General features: G+C 64.0%; 16 protein-coding genes. 12 read left to right on the top strand and 4 right to left on the bottom strand.

Annotation, left to right across the window (positions count from 1 at the left end; translation table 11 throughout):
* Positions 1-283: 283 nt before the first annotated feature.
* Positions 284-637: a hypothetical protein gene (locus AB4068_RS14990; protein ID WP_441433766.1), complete on the top strand. Its 354-nt coding sequence runs from the start codon at positions 284-286 to the stop codon at positions 635-637.
* Positions 638-793: 156 nt separating this feature from the next.
* On the opposite strand, the gene AB4068_RS14985 is transcribed toward AB4068_RS14990, so the two are convergent.
* The 3 genes from AB4068_RS14985 to AB4068_RS14975 are packed head-to-tail and all read right to left on the bottom strand — an operon-like array spanning position 794 to position 3,410.
* The gene (locus AB4068_RS14985; protein WP_284990902.1) at positions 794-1,627 is read right to left on the bottom strand and encodes an alpha/beta fold hydrolase; all 834 of its coding nucleotides are present in this window, start codon (positions 1,625-1,627) and stop codon (positions 794-796) included.
* A gap of 31 nt (positions 1,628-1,658) precedes the next feature.
* Positions 1,659-2,513 (bottom strand): alpha/beta fold hydrolase, encoded by an 855-nt coding sequence (locus AB4068_RS14980; protein WP_307053801.1) that lies wholly within the window; start codon positions 2,511-2,513, stop codon positions 1,659-1,661.
* Positions 2,514-2,522: 9 nt separating this feature from the next.
* Positions 2,523-3,410 carry an alpha/beta fold hydrolase gene (locus AB4068_RS14975; RefSeq protein ID WP_441433765.1) on the bottom strand — a complete coding sequence of 296 codons (888 nt, stop codon included), beginning with the start codon at positions 3,408-3,410 and terminating at the stop codon, positions 2,523-2,525.
* A 77-nt stretch (positions 3,411-3,487) separates the two neighbouring features.
* On the opposite strand from AB4068_RS14975, the gene lysS reads away from it, so the two are divergent.
* The 10 genes from lysS to dhaM all read left to right on the top strand — a co-directional run bounded on the left by lysS (position 3,488) and on the right by dhaM (position 14,162).
* Entirely contained in the window at positions 3,488-5,017 is a 1,530-nt protein-coding gene (lysS, locus tag AB4068_RS14970; RefSeq protein ID WP_284990899.1) for a lysine--tRNA ligase, read from the top strand.
* 2 nt (positions 5,018-5,019) lie between these two features.
* Positions 5,020-5,196 (top strand): hypothetical protein, encoded by a 177-nt coding sequence (locus AB4068_RS14965; protein WP_172465751.1) that lies wholly within the window; start codon positions 5,020-5,022, stop codon positions 5,194-5,196.
* A gap of 139 nt (positions 5,197-5,335) precedes the next feature.
* Positions 5,336-5,662: a histone-like nucleoid-structuring protein Lsr2 gene (locus AB4068_RS14960; protein ID WP_059390281.1), complete on the top strand. Its 327-nt coding sequence runs from the start codon at positions 5,336-5,338 to the stop codon at positions 5,660-5,662.
* A gap of 367 nt (positions 5,663-6,029) precedes the next feature.
* Positions 6,030-8,522, top strand: coding sequence for an ATP-dependent Clp protease ATP-binding subunit (locus AB4068_RS14955; RefSeq protein WP_284990898.1), 2,493 nt, complete (start codon positions 6,030-6,032; stop codon positions 8,520-8,522).
* A gap of 149 nt (positions 8,523-8,671) precedes the next feature.
* Positions 8,672-10,774: an alpha/beta fold hydrolase gene (locus AB4068_RS14950; RefSeq protein WP_441433764.1), complete on the top strand. Its 2,103-nt coding sequence runs from the start codon at positions 8,672-8,674 to the stop codon at positions 10,772-10,774.
* Positions 10,775-10,802: 28 nt separating this feature from the next.
* Positions 10,803-11,312, top strand: coding sequence for an amino-acid N-acetyltransferase (locus AB4068_RS14945; protein ID WP_059388339.1), 510 nt, complete (start codon positions 10,803-10,805; stop codon positions 11,310-11,312).
* A gap of 121 nt (positions 11,313-11,433) precedes the next feature.
* Complete coding sequence (locus tag AB4068_RS14940; protein ID WP_059388340.1) at positions 11,434-11,640, top strand: hypothetical protein; 207 nt, start codon at positions 11,434-11,436, stop codon at positions 11,638-11,640.
* A gap of 175 nt (positions 11,641-11,815) precedes the next feature.
* Positions 11,816-12,817 (top strand): dihydroxyacetone kinase subunit DhaK, encoded by a 1,002-nt coding sequence (gene dhaK, locus AB4068_RS14935; RefSeq protein ID WP_059388341.1) that lies wholly within the window; start codon positions 11,816-11,818, stop codon positions 12,815-12,817.
* A 2-nt stretch (positions 12,818-12,819) separates the two neighbouring features.
* Positions 12,820-13,470, top strand: a complete 651-nt coding sequence (gene dhaL / locus AB4068_RS14930) for a dihydroxyacetone kinase subunit DhaL (protein WP_284990896.1) — start codon at positions 12,820-12,822, stop codon at positions 13,468-13,470.
* On the top strand, positions 13,467-14,162 hold the full coding sequence (dhaM, locus tag AB4068_RS14925; protein ID WP_441433763.1) for a dihydroxyacetone kinase phosphoryl donor subunit DhaM: 696 nt from the start codon (positions 13,467-13,469) through the stop codon (positions 14,160-14,162). Before dhaL ends, dhaM begins: the two co-directional genes overlap by 4 nt.
* Positions 14,163-14,221: 59 nt before the next feature.
* Here the strand turns inward: dhaM and AB4068_RS14920 are convergent, their stop codons facing one another.
* Positions 14,222-14,404: a hypothetical protein gene (locus AB4068_RS14920; RefSeq protein ID WP_306964184.1), complete on the bottom strand. Its 183-nt coding sequence runs from the start codon at positions 14,402-14,404 to the stop codon at positions 14,222-14,224.
* A 184-nt stretch (positions 14,405-14,588) separates the two neighbouring features.
* On the opposite strand from AB4068_RS14920, the gene AB4068_RS14915 reads away from it, so the two are divergent.
* Positions 14,589-14,870, top strand: a complete 282-nt coding sequence (locus tag AB4068_RS14915) for a hypothetical protein (RefSeq protein WP_441433762.1) — start codon at positions 14,589-14,591, stop codon at positions 14,868-14,870.
* The last annotated feature ends 2 nt before the right edge of the window (positions 14,871-14,872 follow it).

Genomic DNA, 14,872 nt, shown 5'->3' with positions numbered 1-14,872 from the left:
GCCGATGGTACTGCACCCGGGAGGGTGTGGGAGAGTAGGACACCGCCGGACAACCATTCACCGGCCAGGCCCCGACACACCGTGTCGGGGCCTGACCCACTTAAAACGGCTCTTCGTGGTTGGTGGGGAAATGAGTTCGTGTCGTTGAAGACAAGGGGGCCCGTGGCCCTGCTGGGATGAGTGTGTCTAAGCATTCAACCTGGAACAGGACCACGAGCCTTGAACGAGCCTACCGGGGTCGCAGCTGAGGCTGCCACCAGCATCTTCAACCTGCCCGATTACCGTGTCATTTCCACCGGCGTGCGAGAGGCTCTCGTTCTTTGAGTCCACTGCCCAGGTCCCGCGGCGTGCCCGCTCGACCGGCCGGCTCCGGGACCAGCTCGTGGGTGCGGTCATCCGTTCGGGCCGGGCCGTCTCGGAGACTGCTGCCGCGTTCGCGGTGTCTTGGTGGATGGTCCGTGTCGCGCTCAATGAAGCCTGCTTCCTCACCCTTCCGGATGTTGACCAGCTGAGTCCAAGAATGCTGGGCATCGATGAGCACCGGTTCCGGTCCGTGCGCTACTTCCAGGACCCCGAATCCAAGGCCTGGACGCGGTTCGAGCCCTTAAAACACCCCAACACACGGCACACGAGCTAACCCCCGCTCACAAATGACCCGGTTTCCCCGGACCCCCGCCCACATGATGTGAGCGGGCGTCCGCCCAGGAACCCCTATATGTGAGCGGGCGTCCCGCCGGGAGCCGCCACATGTGAGCGGGCGTCCGCTCAAAACCCCCTATATGTGAGCGAGCGTCTACCCCGAGAAGAAGTCGGAGAGCTCGGCGATGAGCTTGTCCGGTGCGCGGATCACACCATCATGGCCGTGGCCGGGCAGGATGGTGTAACTCGATCCGGACAGGACGTCGTGGATCTGGCCACACGCCACACCGAAGTAGGCGGGGCTCTTTTCCCCGACCACAATTAGCGTCTCCAGCGGCAGCTCAAGGAAAGGCTCTGCGGGCATGTCCGCGGCGATGACTGCCTTGATCTCACGCACGCCGGCCTGCATGAGCTCCCGCATTTGTTTGCCCATGGGGGTGCCTGAGGTCAGCTTCGTAACGAGCGTCAGCATCGACAGCGGCATCCGCGCGAAGGCGCCCTCTGTTTCGACGCCCTTCACGAGCACAGCAAGCCCGCGGTCAAAGTCTCCAGCCGCCGTCGCGCGTTCGTATTCGCCCGTCCAGTCCGCCTTCACGCTGTGGTTGACGGAGACAGCGGGGTCGTAGACCGCCAGGCGTTCCACCGGCAGCGTACGCGCCGCGTGCAGGGCCACGGCGCCTCCGAAGCTGTGGCCGAAGACGTCGGTGCTGGCCGTGTGCTTCATGACTTCGGAAAGATCCCGGATATCGACGTCGAGGGTGTAGTCCTCGGGCTGGGGCGATGACTCACCACGGCCCCGGCGGTTGAAGGTGTGGACCGGGCGGCGCAAGGCGGCGCTGAGTTTCTGGGCGAACTTGGAATAGTCTGCGGCGGTCACCATGGAGGCGGGCACGACGACGACGCCTGAGCCGCCGTTGGCAAGCTCACCGCCCGTCGTGAAGAGCTCGAGGGTTCCGCCGTCGGCCGTTGTGATGTTCTCGCGCGTCATGCTTCGAGCCTAACGGAGCCGCGGGGTTCCGTCAGTCCTTGAAATAGCTGGAAATATCCGTCACGAGTTCCTTGACCGCGGCAGGAATGGATCCGTGGAAGCCTTTCGGCGATACCACCAGCGTGCTTCCCGGGACAGCTGCGTACAGCCGCTCTGCGGTGACCTTGTAGTATTCGGGGCTTTTGCTACCCACGATGAATCGCGTGCTCCGGGGGAGCACCGAGAAGTCCCGGGGATGCGCGGCTTCGTCGTAGGCGGCCTTGAGTTCGGCCACGCCCGTTGGCATGAGTCCCCTGAGGACCTTGTTGACCTTGGTGCGGGAAACAAGGGCCATGAGTCCCGCCAGGATGGGCTCCGGGATTCGCGCCAAAGCGGTGCCAGGCTGCATTCCCCGCTTCATCCTGGCCATGGCGCGCCCCACATTCCCGCTGTCCACGGATTGGGCAAAGCCGTCCAGCCAGCCCGTGTCCACGCTCCCGTCGATGTTCACGGCCGCGTCATACACAGCCAGTTTGTCCGGCTCGTAGCTTGTTCCCGCAAACTCCTGGACGGCATTCAATGCCACGGATCCGCCAAGGCTGTGGCCGAGGAGGTTCCTGGCGCCGGTGGCGTCCAAAATGCTGCGGACGTCCGCTATCTCCGTGGCCATCGAGTAGTTCGCGGGTAGTTCCGAAGAGCTGCCGCGACCCCTGCGATCGTAGACGTCGACTGCCCAGCCCTCGCCGAGTCCCTTCGATAGCGCCATGGAAAAGGGCCGGTAGATGAGCGCGGTCAGGAATGCGCCCCCAATGAGCACCACGCGGCGTTCTCCGGGCGCGTCCACCGAGCCGTAACTGTACAAGGCGAGCTTGCCGCCGTCGGGCGTCGGGACCTCACGTTCTCTCACCGCTTCATCCTAGGGGGACGGCGCCTTCGCCGTCCCCCGCGCCAGGTAGCGGGCAATTCTCACAGCGAGCTGTTTGCCCGGCCGGAGGGGACCCTCGTGGAACTGCAATGGAACTACCGCAAAGTCCACCCGAGGAATGGCGGCCGCAAGCTGCCGGCCGGTTTCGGCAAAGTACGCCGGGCTCCACCCGCCGCTGAGCATCAGGGTTGGCGTCTTCAACTCCGCATAGTCTTGGATGTGCGAGTCGGCGTCAATGATCGCCCGCATCTCCAAAACCGCCGTCGGCAGCAATCCCCTCATCTCGGAACCCAACCTCGTCTTCGCGGAGAGGATGCTGAGCACCCGCAGTGCCCCGAGCGGCAAATAGGAAATCGGGCCGGCCGTGCCAAGCCCCTGGACCAAATGCGCCCATGCGTTGTCGAGCTGGCCGGCGGTGACGGCCTCTTCCAATTGCGGCCGCCAGCGCCCGTTCAAGTTGCCGGAGAGGGAAACCGCGGCGTCGTAAGTGACGAGGCGGGAAATGGGGGCGCGCAGCGCGGCCTGGAGCGCGACGAATCCGCCATAGCTGTGCCCGACAACATCGGTGGATCCGCTCGCTTCCATCACGGAAAGCAAGTCGCTGGTCTCCGTTGCGGCGGAGTAGCCGGGCGGCTGCGGCGCCGATCGGCCGCGGCCGCGCCGATTGTAGGAATGCACCGGCCGGCCTAGCAGGACGCTCAGGTTCCGGGCGAATGGCCAGTAGAGGGAGTCGGTCACCAAGGTGCCGTGAACGAGCACGACGCCGGGCTCCTCCGTAGCGCCCGACGCGCCCGGAATGGACGCCTCAGCCGCCGACCGGAAGGAGTGCACCTCGAGGTGCCCGCCGTCGTCGTCCGTTTCAACTGTCCATGTCTCCACAGCCCGAGTCTATGTTGCCGCGGGGGCGGGAGGGGAAGATAGGGAACTCCAAGGAATCCCCGGTAAACTTGTGGATTGTGACTTCCGCAAACACCCCATCCCCGCACACCGCCGCCGAGCCTGCCGACGCCAGCGAGCAGATGCGCATCCGCATGGAAAAGCGCAGCAAGCTGATTGAGCGCGGCACCGAGGCCTACCCGGTGGGTGTTGAGCGGACGCATTCCCTTGCCGAGATCCGCGAGAAGTACGCACATCTCGAGGCTGACGAAACCACTGGCGACATCGTGGGCATCACCGGCCGCGTGGTGTTCGTGCGCAACACCGGCAAGCTCTGCTTCGCTACCCTCCAGGAGGGCGGTGTGGACGGGAAGGGCGTGCGCCTGCAGGCGATGCTCAGCCTGGCGAACGTCGGCGAGGAAACCCTCGCGGACTGGAAAGCGCTGGTGGACCTCGGAGACCACGTTTTCATCAAGGGCGAAGTCATTTCCTCCAGGCGTGGCGAGCTCTCTGTCATGGCTGATTCCTGGTCCATGGCCTCCAAGGCCTTGCGCCCGTTGCCGGTGCTGCACGCCGAGCTGAATGAGGAAACCCGTGTCAGGCAGCGCTATGTGGACCTGATGGTCCGTGACGAAGCCCGGGAAATGGTCTACACCCGCGCGGCGATTACCCGCTCGGTTCGCGACACTTTGGACCGCCGGGGCTATGTGGAGGTGGAGACCCCCATCCTGCAGCTCGTCCACGGTGGTGCCACGGCCCGGCCGTTCGAGACGCACATGAATGCCTTCGACCAGAAGATGACGTTGCGCATCGCCACAGAGCTCTTCCTCAAGCGTGCCGTGGTGGGCGGAATCGATCGCGTTTACGACATGGGCCGCGTGTTCCGCAACGAAGGCGTCGACTCCACGCACAGCCCTGAATTCACTACCTTGGAATGCTACGAGGCGTGGGCGGACCAGTTCGTCATGGCCGAACGCATGAAGGAAATCATCCTGAACGTCGCCGACGTCGTGGGCACCCGCACCATCCAGACTGACGCCGGAGAGATCGACCTCGACGGCGAATGGGCCTGGGTTGCTGTCTACCCGGGGCTCTCCGAGGCGATCGGGGAAGAGATCACCCCCGACACCACGGTGGCGGAACTGCAGGCCATTGCCGCCAAGCACGAGGTCAAGGTGGATCCGAAGTGGGACGCCGAGAAGCTTGTCGTGGAACTGTTTGGCGAGATCGTCGAGCCGACCCTGCTCAACCCGACCTTCGTCTACAACTACCCACCCTCCGCGCAGCCCCTTGCCCGCCCGCACCGGGAGGACGGCCGCCTGATCGAGGCCTGGGACCTCATCATTGGCGGCATGGAACGCGGCACGGCCTTCTCCGAGCTGATCGACCCCGTCATCCAGCGCGAACGCCTCACGGAGCAGTCGCGTCGTTCGGCCGCCGGCGACGTCGAGGCAATGCAGTTGGATGAAGACTTCCTGCGCGCCCTCGAGTACGGTGCTCCGCCCATGGGCGGCATCGGCCTAGGCATCGACCGCTTGGTCATGCTGTTCACCGGAGCAGGCATCCGGGAAACCATCTTGTTCCCACTCCTCAAGCCCGAAGGGCACTGACCATGGAATACATTGCCGTTCTTGCACCGTCCGTTGTTGTCGGACTTCTCTTTTGGTTTGCCATGAAGGCTATCTTCAACGCGGACAAATCAGAGCGCCAAGCAGAAGCCCGCGCCCAGGAAGAAGCCGGATTCGGAATTGCCAAGCCTGCGGGCGACGGCTCAACACCTGCCAAATAGCTCTTTCTCGGGGCCGCTCCCGAAGATTTAATAGTGCCTTTGACGGAGCCTTTGACGGGGTGCCATGCGCTGGACGATAATCTTTAATTAGTAGTCTAGCTATTCTGCATATCCGACCCCTCCAAAAGAGAGTCTTTTCATGGCACAGAAAGTCAAAATTATCCTCGTTGACGACCTGGATGAGGGCTCTGCGGATGAAACTGTCCGCTTTGGCCTTGATGGAGTCAGTTACGAAATGGACCTGTCCAGTGCCAACGCTGCGAAGCTGCGGGACGCTCTGGGGCCATTTGTAGCCAAGGCACGCAAGACATCGACCGGCCGTGCAACGCGTAGCCGCGTTGCCGCAGGGAGAAACCAGGACTCGGCACAGATCCGTCAATGGGCGCGCGAGAACGGTTATACCGTAAACAGCCGTGGCCGCATTCAGGCCGAAATTCAGGAAGCCTACCAGAAGGCCAATTCCTGACACCAAGTATCAATACCCCGGCCCTACGGCCGGGGTATTGTCATTTAACTGCTCGGCTCGTCGGGATAACGGTGTTGTGCACCACTATTCCGGGGAAGCCTTGGAGTCGACTGGGCGTTTCCGGTAGGCAGTCACCACTTTCGCGGTGAAGAACGACGGCGGCCGGCCGGCTCGCGGGGGTGCCGGCCGAAGCGGCGCCTGATTGGGGAAGCCCCGGATGTGGTCTCCGCCGCGGTCCTGGGGCCGGCGGACGGGTTGAGCGAACTTATTCCCGGGTGCGGCCATGTTTCCCCTGTGGCGAACACGCCCCAAAATTCGAGCGTTGCCACGTAGCATCAAAGTACGTCGTAGCTAGGAGTGTGGCGAAATGTTTGAGAGATTTACGGACCGTGCCCGTCGCGTTGTTGTGCTTGCCCAAGAAGAGGCACGCATGCTCAACCACAACTACATCGGTACCGAGCACATCCTCTTGGGTCTTATCCACGAGGGTGAAGGCGTTGCCGCCAAGGCGCTTGAGTCCCTGAGCATTTCGCTCGATGGCGTCCGCGAGCAGGTACAGGAGATCATCGGCCAGGGCCAGCAAGCCCCGTCCGGGCACATCCCCTTCACCCCGCGCGCCAAGAAGGTACTTGAGCTCTCGCTCCGCGAAGCCCTTCAGCTCGGCCACAACTACATCGGTACAGAGCACATCCTGCTCGGCCTCATCCGCGAGGGTGAAGGCGTTGCCGCGCAGGTCCTGGTCAAGCTTGGCGCCGACCTCAACCGCGTCCGCCAGCAGGTCATCCAGCTGCTCTCCGGCTACCAGGGCAAGGAAACTGCGGGTCCTGGCTCAGGCCCAGGCCAGCAGGAAGGCACCCCCGCCGGTTCGGTGGTGCTGGACCAGTTCGGCCGCAACCTCACCCAGGCAGCGCGTGAGAACAAGCTTGATCCTGTGATCGGCCGCGAGCTGGAGATGGAACGCGTCATGCAGGTCCTCTCCCGCCGTACCAAGAACAACCCCGTGCTGATCGGCGAGCCGGGCGTCGGCAAGACGGCCGTCGTCGAAGGCCTTGCCCAGGCGATCGTCCGCGGAGACGTCCCGGAGACCATCAAGGACAAGCAGCTCTACACGCTTGACCTCGGCTCCCTCGTGGCCGGTTCCCGTTACCGGGGGGATTTCGAAGAGCGCCTGAAGAAGGTCCTAAAGGAAATCCGGACCCGCGGGGACATCATCCTCTTCATCGACGAGATCCACACGCTCGTGGGTGCCGGTGCCGCCGAGGGTGCGATCGATGCCGCGTCCATCCTCAAGCCGATGCTGGCGCGTGGTGAACTCCAGACCATCGGGGCCACCACCTTGGATGAATACCGCAAGCACATTGAGAAGGACGCCGCCCTTGAGCGCCGGTTCCAGCCGATCCAGGTCAAGGAGCCTTCCGTCGCGCATGCGATCGAAATCCTCAAGGGCCTGCGTGACCGTTACGAGGCGCACCACCGGGTGACCATCACCGACGGCGCACTTGCCTCTGCGGCAACGCTGGCCGAACGCTACATCTCGGACCGCTTCCTGCCGGACAAGGCGATCGACCTGATCGATGAAGCCGGTGCCCGTCTTCGCATCCGCCGCATGACGGCTCCGCCGGAGCTCAAGGCCATGGATGAGCGCATCGCCGAGGTGAAGATGGAGAAGGAATCCGCCATCGACGCCCAGGACTTCGAAGGCGCTGCCTCGCTGCGCGACAAGGAGCAGAAGCTCATTGCCGAGCGCGCCGAGAAGGAACGCAACTGGAAATCCGGCGGCATGGACGATATCTCCGAGGTGGACGAGGAGCTGATTGCCGAAGTTCTCGCGAACTCCACCGGCATCCCGGTCTTCAAACTCACCGAGGAAGAATCCAGCCGCCTGCTCAAGATGGAGGAGGAGCTGCACAAGCGCGTCGTCGGCCAGGACGAGGCAATCCGTGCCCTCTCCCAGGCGATCCGTCGCACGCGTGCCGGCCTGAAGGACCCCAAGCGTCCGGGTGGCTCGTTCATCTTCGCCGGCCCCACCGGCGTCGGCAAGACCGAGCTCGCCAAGGCGCTGGCCGAATTCCTGTTCGGTGAAGAGGACGCCCTCATCACGCTGGACATGTCCGAGTACTCCGAGAAGCACACGGTCTCGCGTCTCTTCGGTGCCCCTCCGGGCTACGTCGGCTACGAAGAAGGCGGGCAGCTGACCGAGAAGGTCCGGCGTCGTCCGTTCTCCGTGGTGCTGTTCGACGAAGTGGAGAAGGCCCACGCCGATCTCTTCAACTCGCTGCTGCAGATCCTGGAAGACGGCCGCCTGACCGACTCCCAGGGCCGCGTGGTGGACTTCAAGAACACGGTGATCATCATGACCACCAACCTGGGCACCCGCGATATCTCCAAGAGCGTCGCAACGGGCTTCCAGTCCGGCACGGACACCACCACCGGGTACAACCGGATGCGGGCACGGGTCACCGAGGAGCTCAAGCAGCACTTCCGTCCCGAGTTCCTCAACCGCGTTGACGACGTCGTGGTGTTCCCGCAGCTCACGCAGGACGAGATCATCGAGATCGTTGACCTGTTCGTCACGCGCCTCGAGGGCCGCCTCAAGGACAAGGACATGGGCATCGAGCTCACCACGGCCGCCAAGGTCCTCCTGGCGACCCGGGGCTACGATCCCGCCATGGGTGCCCGGCCGCTGCGCCGGACCATCCAGCGCGAGATCGAGGACCAGCTCTCCGAGAAGATCCTCTTCGGCGAACTGCACCCGGGCGACATCGTGGTGGTCGACGTCGACGGCGAAGGCGACGAGGCCAAGTTCACCTTCGCGGGCAACGCCAAGCCGCGCATCCCGGAAATCGCTCCGAGCGCCTAGTTTCCGGCTCCGCCGACTCAAAGGCCCCGTCCGCTCCCGAAAGGAGCGGGCGGGGTTTTTGCGTTCCCCAGGCCGCAATATCTGAAATAAGTGTCTCACTCTCAGTGAACCTTCTGTGATCTGCGGCACATTGCGTGTTGAATCAGAGCATGGATTCGAATGCCCCAGAGGCCCCGAGCACACAACCCGAAACTCCTTTCCACGATCTCGACCACTACCTGGCCATCCCCCGGGTCGGGGGCCTGGCTCTCAGCACGGACGGAAGCCGCCTGGTCACTACGGTTTCCACCCTCAACGCCAAGGGCACTGAGTACGTCACTGCCCTCTGGGAGCTCGATCCTGCGGGAAAGAAGCACGCCCGCCGCATCACGCGCAGCGCCAAGGGAGAAACCGGCGCGGTGTTCGCCGCCAACGGCGATCTCTACTTCACCTCAGCCCGGCCCGATCCGGACAGCCCCGAAGCGGATCCCGTGAGCGCGTTGTGGCTCCTGCCCGCCGACGGCGGTGAGGCGCGGGTGGTCCATTCCCGCGCGGGCGGCGTCGGCGGCGTCATGGCCGCGTCAGCCGCGGATGCAACTTTCGTCACGGCCTCGGTCCTCGCCGGTTCCACGGATGAGGACAATGACGACGAGAGGCGCAAGAGCCGCAAGGACAACAAGGTAGCGGCCATTTTGCACACCGGCTACCCGGTCCGCTACTGGGACGCGGATCTGGGGCCTGCCCAGCCCAGGCTGTTTGCCGTGGAAAACGGAGATACGGCCGGGTCCGGCAAGCCGGCGACCGTTGACGCTACGGCACCCCTGAAACTGCGCAATCTCACGCCCGACGTCGGCGGCAACCTCCACAACACGCACGCAGTGGTCAGTCCGGACGGCAAGACGATCTATACGAGCATGGCCAAGCCGCTCGCGAAGGCTGACACACGCTTTGTGCTCGCCGCCGTCGACGTCGCTTCCGGCTCGATCAAGGTGCTCCTCGACCATGACGGAGTGAGCTATTTCCCCGGCCCCGTCAGCCCTGACGGCAAGATGCTCTCCGTAGTCAGTGAAAGCGACAGTACTCCCCGGCAGGCGCCCCAGGTCAAACTCCACCTCTTGAATGTCGGTGCTGGAGAAACCCTTGACCTTGAGCCGCTGGCGCCCTCTTGGGACCGCTGGGGCAGCCCCGCGGCCTGGCTTCCGGACGGGCGTTCGCTCCTCGTCACGGCCGACGACGACGGCGCGACGCCGGTTTTCCGGGTCGCCGTCGCCGACGGTACGGTTACCCGGGTGACGCAGGACGCGGCAGCGTACACCGACGTCGTGGTTTCCCCCGATGGGCTGAGCGCGTTTGCGCTGCGCAGCTCGTATGGATTCCCGGCTGAAGCCGTCCGGATCGATCTCGCTTCGGGTGACGTCGAGCGGCTTCCCGCACCGGCTGAACGTCCCCGGATCAAAGGTTCGTTGGAACGGGTGGAAACGAGTGCGGCAGATGGTTCGAGGGTTCCGGCTTACCTCGCGCTCCCGGAGGGCGCGTCGGAGGCGAACCCGGCGCCCCTGCTGTTGTGGATCCACGGCGGGCCGTTGGGCTCGTGGAACGCCTGGACCTGGCGATGGAATCCATGGCTGCTCGTGTCGAAGGGATATGCCGTGTTGCTACCGGACCCGGCACTGTCCACCGGATATGGCCAGCAATTCATCCAGCGCGGCTGGGGTGAATGGGGCAAGGCGCCGTATACGGACCTCATGTCCATCACCGACGCAGTGGTCCAGCGGTCCGATATTGACCAGACGCGGACAGCCGCCATGGGCGGCTCTTTCGGCGGGTACATGGCCAACTGGGTAGCCGGACACACGGACCGTTTCAAGGCGATCGTGACGCACGCCAGTTTGTGGGCAATGGACCAGTTCGGGCCCACCACGGACGCTTCGCAGTATTGGCTCAAGGAAATGACCCCGGAGATGGCGCTGGACAATTCGCCCCATCTCCATGTCGCCAAAATCAAGACGCCTATGCTGGTGATCCACGGTGACAAGGACTACCGGGTGCCGATCGGCGAGGGCCTGAGGCTTTGGTACGAACTTCTTTCCAGTTCCGGGCTGCCCGCCGATGAGAGCGGTGAAACCCAGCACCGCTTCCTGTATTTCCCTGATGAGAACCATTGGATCCTGCAGCCGCAGCACGCCAAGGTCTGGTACGGCGTCGTGGAGCACTTCCTTGCCAGGCAGGTACTTGGACAGGAGGTTCCTGTTCCTGGGGACCTGGGGCTCTAGGCGCCTTTCGCCTCGTAAGATTGGGGCTGTGACTTCCACCTTCAGTATCCGTCCTGCCCGCACCGGCGATGTTGCCGCGATCAAGAGGCTTGTAGCGCCACTGGCAGAGCAGCGAATCCTGATGGCCAAGGAGACCGTTGCCTACTACGAGAGCCTCCAGGAGTTCCGGATTGCCGAATCGTCCGACGGCGAGGTGATCGGTTGCGGTGCGCTGCACGTCATGTGGGAGGACCTGGCAGAGGTGCGCACTTTGGCGGCGGACGACAATTGGCGGGGCAAGGGCGTGGGTCACGTCCTTGTCCAGCAACTCCTGGAGGACGCCCGGGCCTTGGGCGTTGCGCGGGTCTTCTGCCTGACGTTCGAAGTGGACTTCTTCAAGCGCCACGGCTTCGAAGTCATGGCGGACCAAACCGCCGTCGACCCCCAGGTCTACTCGGAATTGCTGCGCTCCCACGACGAAGGCGTGGCCGAGTTCCTCGATCTGGCCCGCGTGAAGCCCAATACCCTGGGCAACACCCGCATGATCAAGGTCCTTTAGCTCCGGGTTCTTCCCCCGTCCCTGGATGTGCCGGTCCCCAAAGTCTTTACGTATATCAACTTGATGGATAAACTAGTTGAGGCTCGGTTGCGGCGGGCCAACCATACTGTGGAGGCGAGAAATGAAGTACCACGTTATGTTTCCGGACTTTTCAGGTTTCCAAATCGACATGCCGCGTCCCGGCTCCACACCGGAGTCGCGCAAGCAGGGGACCGGGGGTTGCATGCGGTCCGCGTGCACCGATCTTTGGCCCGACTCGATGGCCAAGGACGCAACAGCCCAAGACTTCAGCATCGGCCGTCTGACGGTGGGCGGACCGCCCCACTAAGCAGGCGGATACCGGAAGGTTCTTCAGAAGGGACAACCATTGGGGGTTGTCCCTTCTGCCTTTCCGTCGCTGGGTTCTGTATTGCACGTTCGCACATACGGACCGTTCCCCTACCGTGCCCGGGGCGCTGGTAGTAGGGTCAAATCACCTACCAGCAACGCCCCAGGAGCGCGCCATGAAAAAGCTCATCAACGATCCCCGCTCGGTGGTGGACGAGTCTGTCGAGGGTTTCGGCATGGCCCATGCCGATCTCGTGGATGTCCATACGGACCCCATCTTCGTCGTTCGAAAAGGAGCGCCCGTAGCCGGCAAGGTGGCGCTTGTGTCGGGAGGAGGGAGCGGCCATGAGCCGCTTCATGCCGGCTTTGTGGGGCACGGAATGCTCGACGCCGCTGTGCCGGGCGCCGTCTTCACCTCGCCCACGCCTGACCAAATCATTCCGGCCACGGCGGCCGTCGATTCCGGGGCCGGCGTCATTCACATCGTGAAGAACTACACCGGTGACGTGCTGAACTTCGAGACCGCGGCAGAGATGGCACAGGCTGAAGGAATCAGCGTCCGCTCGGTTCTCGTCAACGACGACGTCGCGGTGGAGGATTCCCTGTATACGGCAGGCCGCCGCGGCGTGGGCGGCACCGTGCTGGTCGAAAAGATTGCCGGCGCAGCAGCGGAGCGTGGGGATTCGCTGGAAGCCGTCGCGGGCGTGGCGGAGGGAGTTGTCCGCAACGTGCGCACCATGGGCGTCGCCCTGTCCGGCTGCACCGTGCCGCATGCCGGGGTACCCAGCTTCGAGCTCGCCGAGGATGAAATCGAAATCGGCATAGGCATTCACGGTGAACCCGGCAGGCACCGGATCGCCATGGAGGGCGCCGACGCCATCACCAGCCGCCTCTTGGACCCTGTCCTGGAGGACCTTGGGATCAAGGCCGGTGAAGAAGTGCTGCTCTTCGTCAACGGCATGGGCGGTACGCCCCTTAGCGAGTTGTACATCGTCTACCGCCGGGCCGCCCAGATCCTCGCGGAAAGAGGAGCCAAAGTGGAACGCTCCCTCGTGGGCAACTACGTCACGTCGCTCGAGATGCAGGGCTGCTCCATCTCGGTACTGCGTCTTGATGACGAACTCACAGCCCTCTGGGACGCACCCGTCCATACTCCGGCCCTGCGTTGGGGGATGTGACAGTGGGCCTGGGGGTCGAATGGGCGGTCGAATGGTTGACGCTCTCCGCACGGCTCATGGCCGAGCACCGGGAAGAGTTGATTGCTCTGGACCGCGCGATCGGCGACTCCGACCACGGTGAAAACATGGACCGGGGATTCCAGGCCGTCATGGAGAAACTTGCCCAGACTCCACCCGAAACGCCCGGTGCAGCGCTGAAGCTGGCGGCGATGGCCTTGATGTCCAAGGTGGGCGGGGCAGCCGGACCGCTGTACGGAACCGCGTATCTTCGGGCGGCAACGGCGCTGGGAGAAAGCGCGGACGTTGATGCAGCGGCGCTTGCAGGAGCACTGACTGCGGCTCGGGACGGAATTGTTGCCCGCGGAAAAGCGGAGCTGGGCGACAAAACCATGGTGGATGCCTGGTCTCCCGCCGTCGAAGCGGCGGACGAGGTCCTCGTGGCTGGAGGAGATGCTGTGGCGGTGCTGGCCGCGGCGGCCGAGGCTGCCGAGGTCGGGGCCGTGACGACTGATCCGTTGGTAGCCCGCAAGGGGCGCGCAAGCTACCTCGGTGAACGCAGCGCCGGTCACCGAGATCCCGGGGCTGCGTCTTCTGCGCTGCTGTTGCGCGCCGCCGCGACTGCAGCCGGATTCCCCGAAGGGTCCGCTGAATGACGGTGGGCTTGGTGGTGGTTTCGCACAGCCGGAAGATCGCGGAGGGCGCGGTTGAACTGGCCGCGCAGATGGCCCCCGATGTGCGGTTCTACGCCGTCGGCGGGACGGAGGATGGCCGGATCGGCACCGACCTGGAGAAAGCGATCGCCGCATTCGAGGCAGGACTTGGGGAAGCTTCAGGGGATGGCGTGGTGGTTCTGACGGACCTGGGTTCCGCGGTCATGACGGCAGAATCAGCGGCCGAGTTCTGCAGCGAACCGGACAAAGTGCTCCTCGCCGACGCTCCCTTGGTGGAGGGCCTGGTCGCCGCAGCGGTGGCCACCCAGGGTGGTGCCATGGCCGCCGCAGTGAAGGCCGCTGCGGAGTCGGTTCGATTCGGCCCGGAGCCTGTTTTTGAGTCCGCGGGGACAGCCGAATCCCAAGGAAGAGGCGAACCGGCGGAAAGCGGCGAGTTCGAGCTCATAAACCCCATGGGAATGCACGCCAGGCCTGCGGCGAAGATTGCGGGCGGACTGGCCGGGATGGATGTCGAGGCAACGGTAAACGGCGTCGATGGCACCTCCATCATGGAACTCATGGGCCTCGCCGTGGGCCAGGGCGGCAAACTCAGGGTCGAGGCTTGGGGCAAAGACTCATCGAAAGCCGTGGACTACGTCAGGCGGCTGGTGGAACAGGGATTCGGCGAGATCTGACGTCGCCCTGCACGCCGATATGTCGCCGCACGCCGAGATTTGCCGTGCCGCGGAGGTGTTCAGGACTGCCGCAGACCATGGGCATCGAGCAAGAGGCTCGCCGTAATGGCGGTCTGGCACTGCTCGCCCCACGGTTTGGTACTTTTCGGCGTGAAGTTGAGCGTCCTGGTGGGCAAGGTCCCGCCGTTTGTGTCCAGGCCAGTCACTTCGGCATCGATGGGCGAGGAGGTTAGCGTTCCCATGTTGAGGAAGCCGTAGCGGGTGCCATCCGGTGACGCGACGGCAGAGCATGACCCTTCAGGTTCCGGCCCGCAGGATTGAGGGAGCGACACGCTGCCCGGGCGCAGCTCCACATCGCCCTCGCGGCATTTCCCGTCCTGGCATGCCTTCAAATGGACGGTTTTGACCGTCGGCGCGTAGTCTGCCGTGATTGTCAGGGAGACCACGGGGGCCATCGCAATTGCCGGGCAAACGGTGACTTGGGGTTCGCATCCCGACCAGAGCGCCGCCGTCGTGGTCAATGCAATGGCGGCCCACAACCTGCGCATACTTGAGAATAATCCCGCAGCCGACGCCCGGAACGGGATGCCCGCAACTGGCAGGCACATCGTTACCGACATCTGCGGATCGTTGCGGCTCCGCGACCTCGGGCTAAGTAACGGCCGGGTTTTCCGTGGAGTCCAGGAGCAAGCCGGCCACAAAGAATAGGG

Source organism: Arthrobacter sp. 2RAF22 (assembly GCF_052115325.1).
GTDB lineage: Bacteria > Actinomycetota > Actinomycetes > Actinomycetales > Micrococcaceae > Arthrobacter.
The sequence above is the reverse complement of the archived record's forward strand: the minus strand, read 5'-3'. Positions and strand labels throughout refer to the sequence as shown.

Coding starts and splice junctions, on each gene's coding strand:
- AB4068_RS14985 (WP_284990902.1), bottom strand. CDS start 1,627: ATGACGCGCGAGAACATCACAACGGCCGACGGCGGAACCCTCGAGCTC.
- AB4068_RS14965 (WP_172465751.1), top strand. CDS start 5,020: ATGGAATACATTGCCGTTCTTGCACCGTCCGTTGTTGTCGGACTTCTC.
- AB4068_RS14960 (WP_059390281.1), top strand. CDS start 5,336: ATGGCACAGAAAGTCAAAATTATCCTCGTTGACGACCTGGATGAGGGC.
- AB4068_RS14955 (WP_284990898.1), top strand. CDS start 6,030: ATGTTTGAGAGATTTACGGACCGTGCCCGTCGCGTTGTTGTGCTTGCC.
- AB4068_RS14950 (WP_441433764.1), top strand. CDS start 8,672: ATGGATTCGAATGCCCCAGAGGCCCCGAGCACACAACCCGAAACTCCT.
- AB4068_RS14940 (WP_059388340.1), top strand. CDS start 11,434: ATGAAGTACCACGTTATGTTTCCGGACTTTTCAGGTTTCCAAATCGAC.
- dhaK (WP_059388341.1), top strand. CDS start 11,816: ATGAAAAAGCTCATCAACGATCCCCGCTCGGTGGTGGACGAGTCTGTC.
- dhaM (WP_441433763.1), top strand. CDS start 13,467: ATGACGGTGGGCTTGGTGGTGGTTTCGCACAGCCGGAAGATCGCGGAG.
- AB4068_RS14920 (WP_306964184.1), bottom strand. CDS start 14,404: ATGGGAACGCTAACCTCCTCGCCCATCGATGCCGAAGTGACTGGCCTG.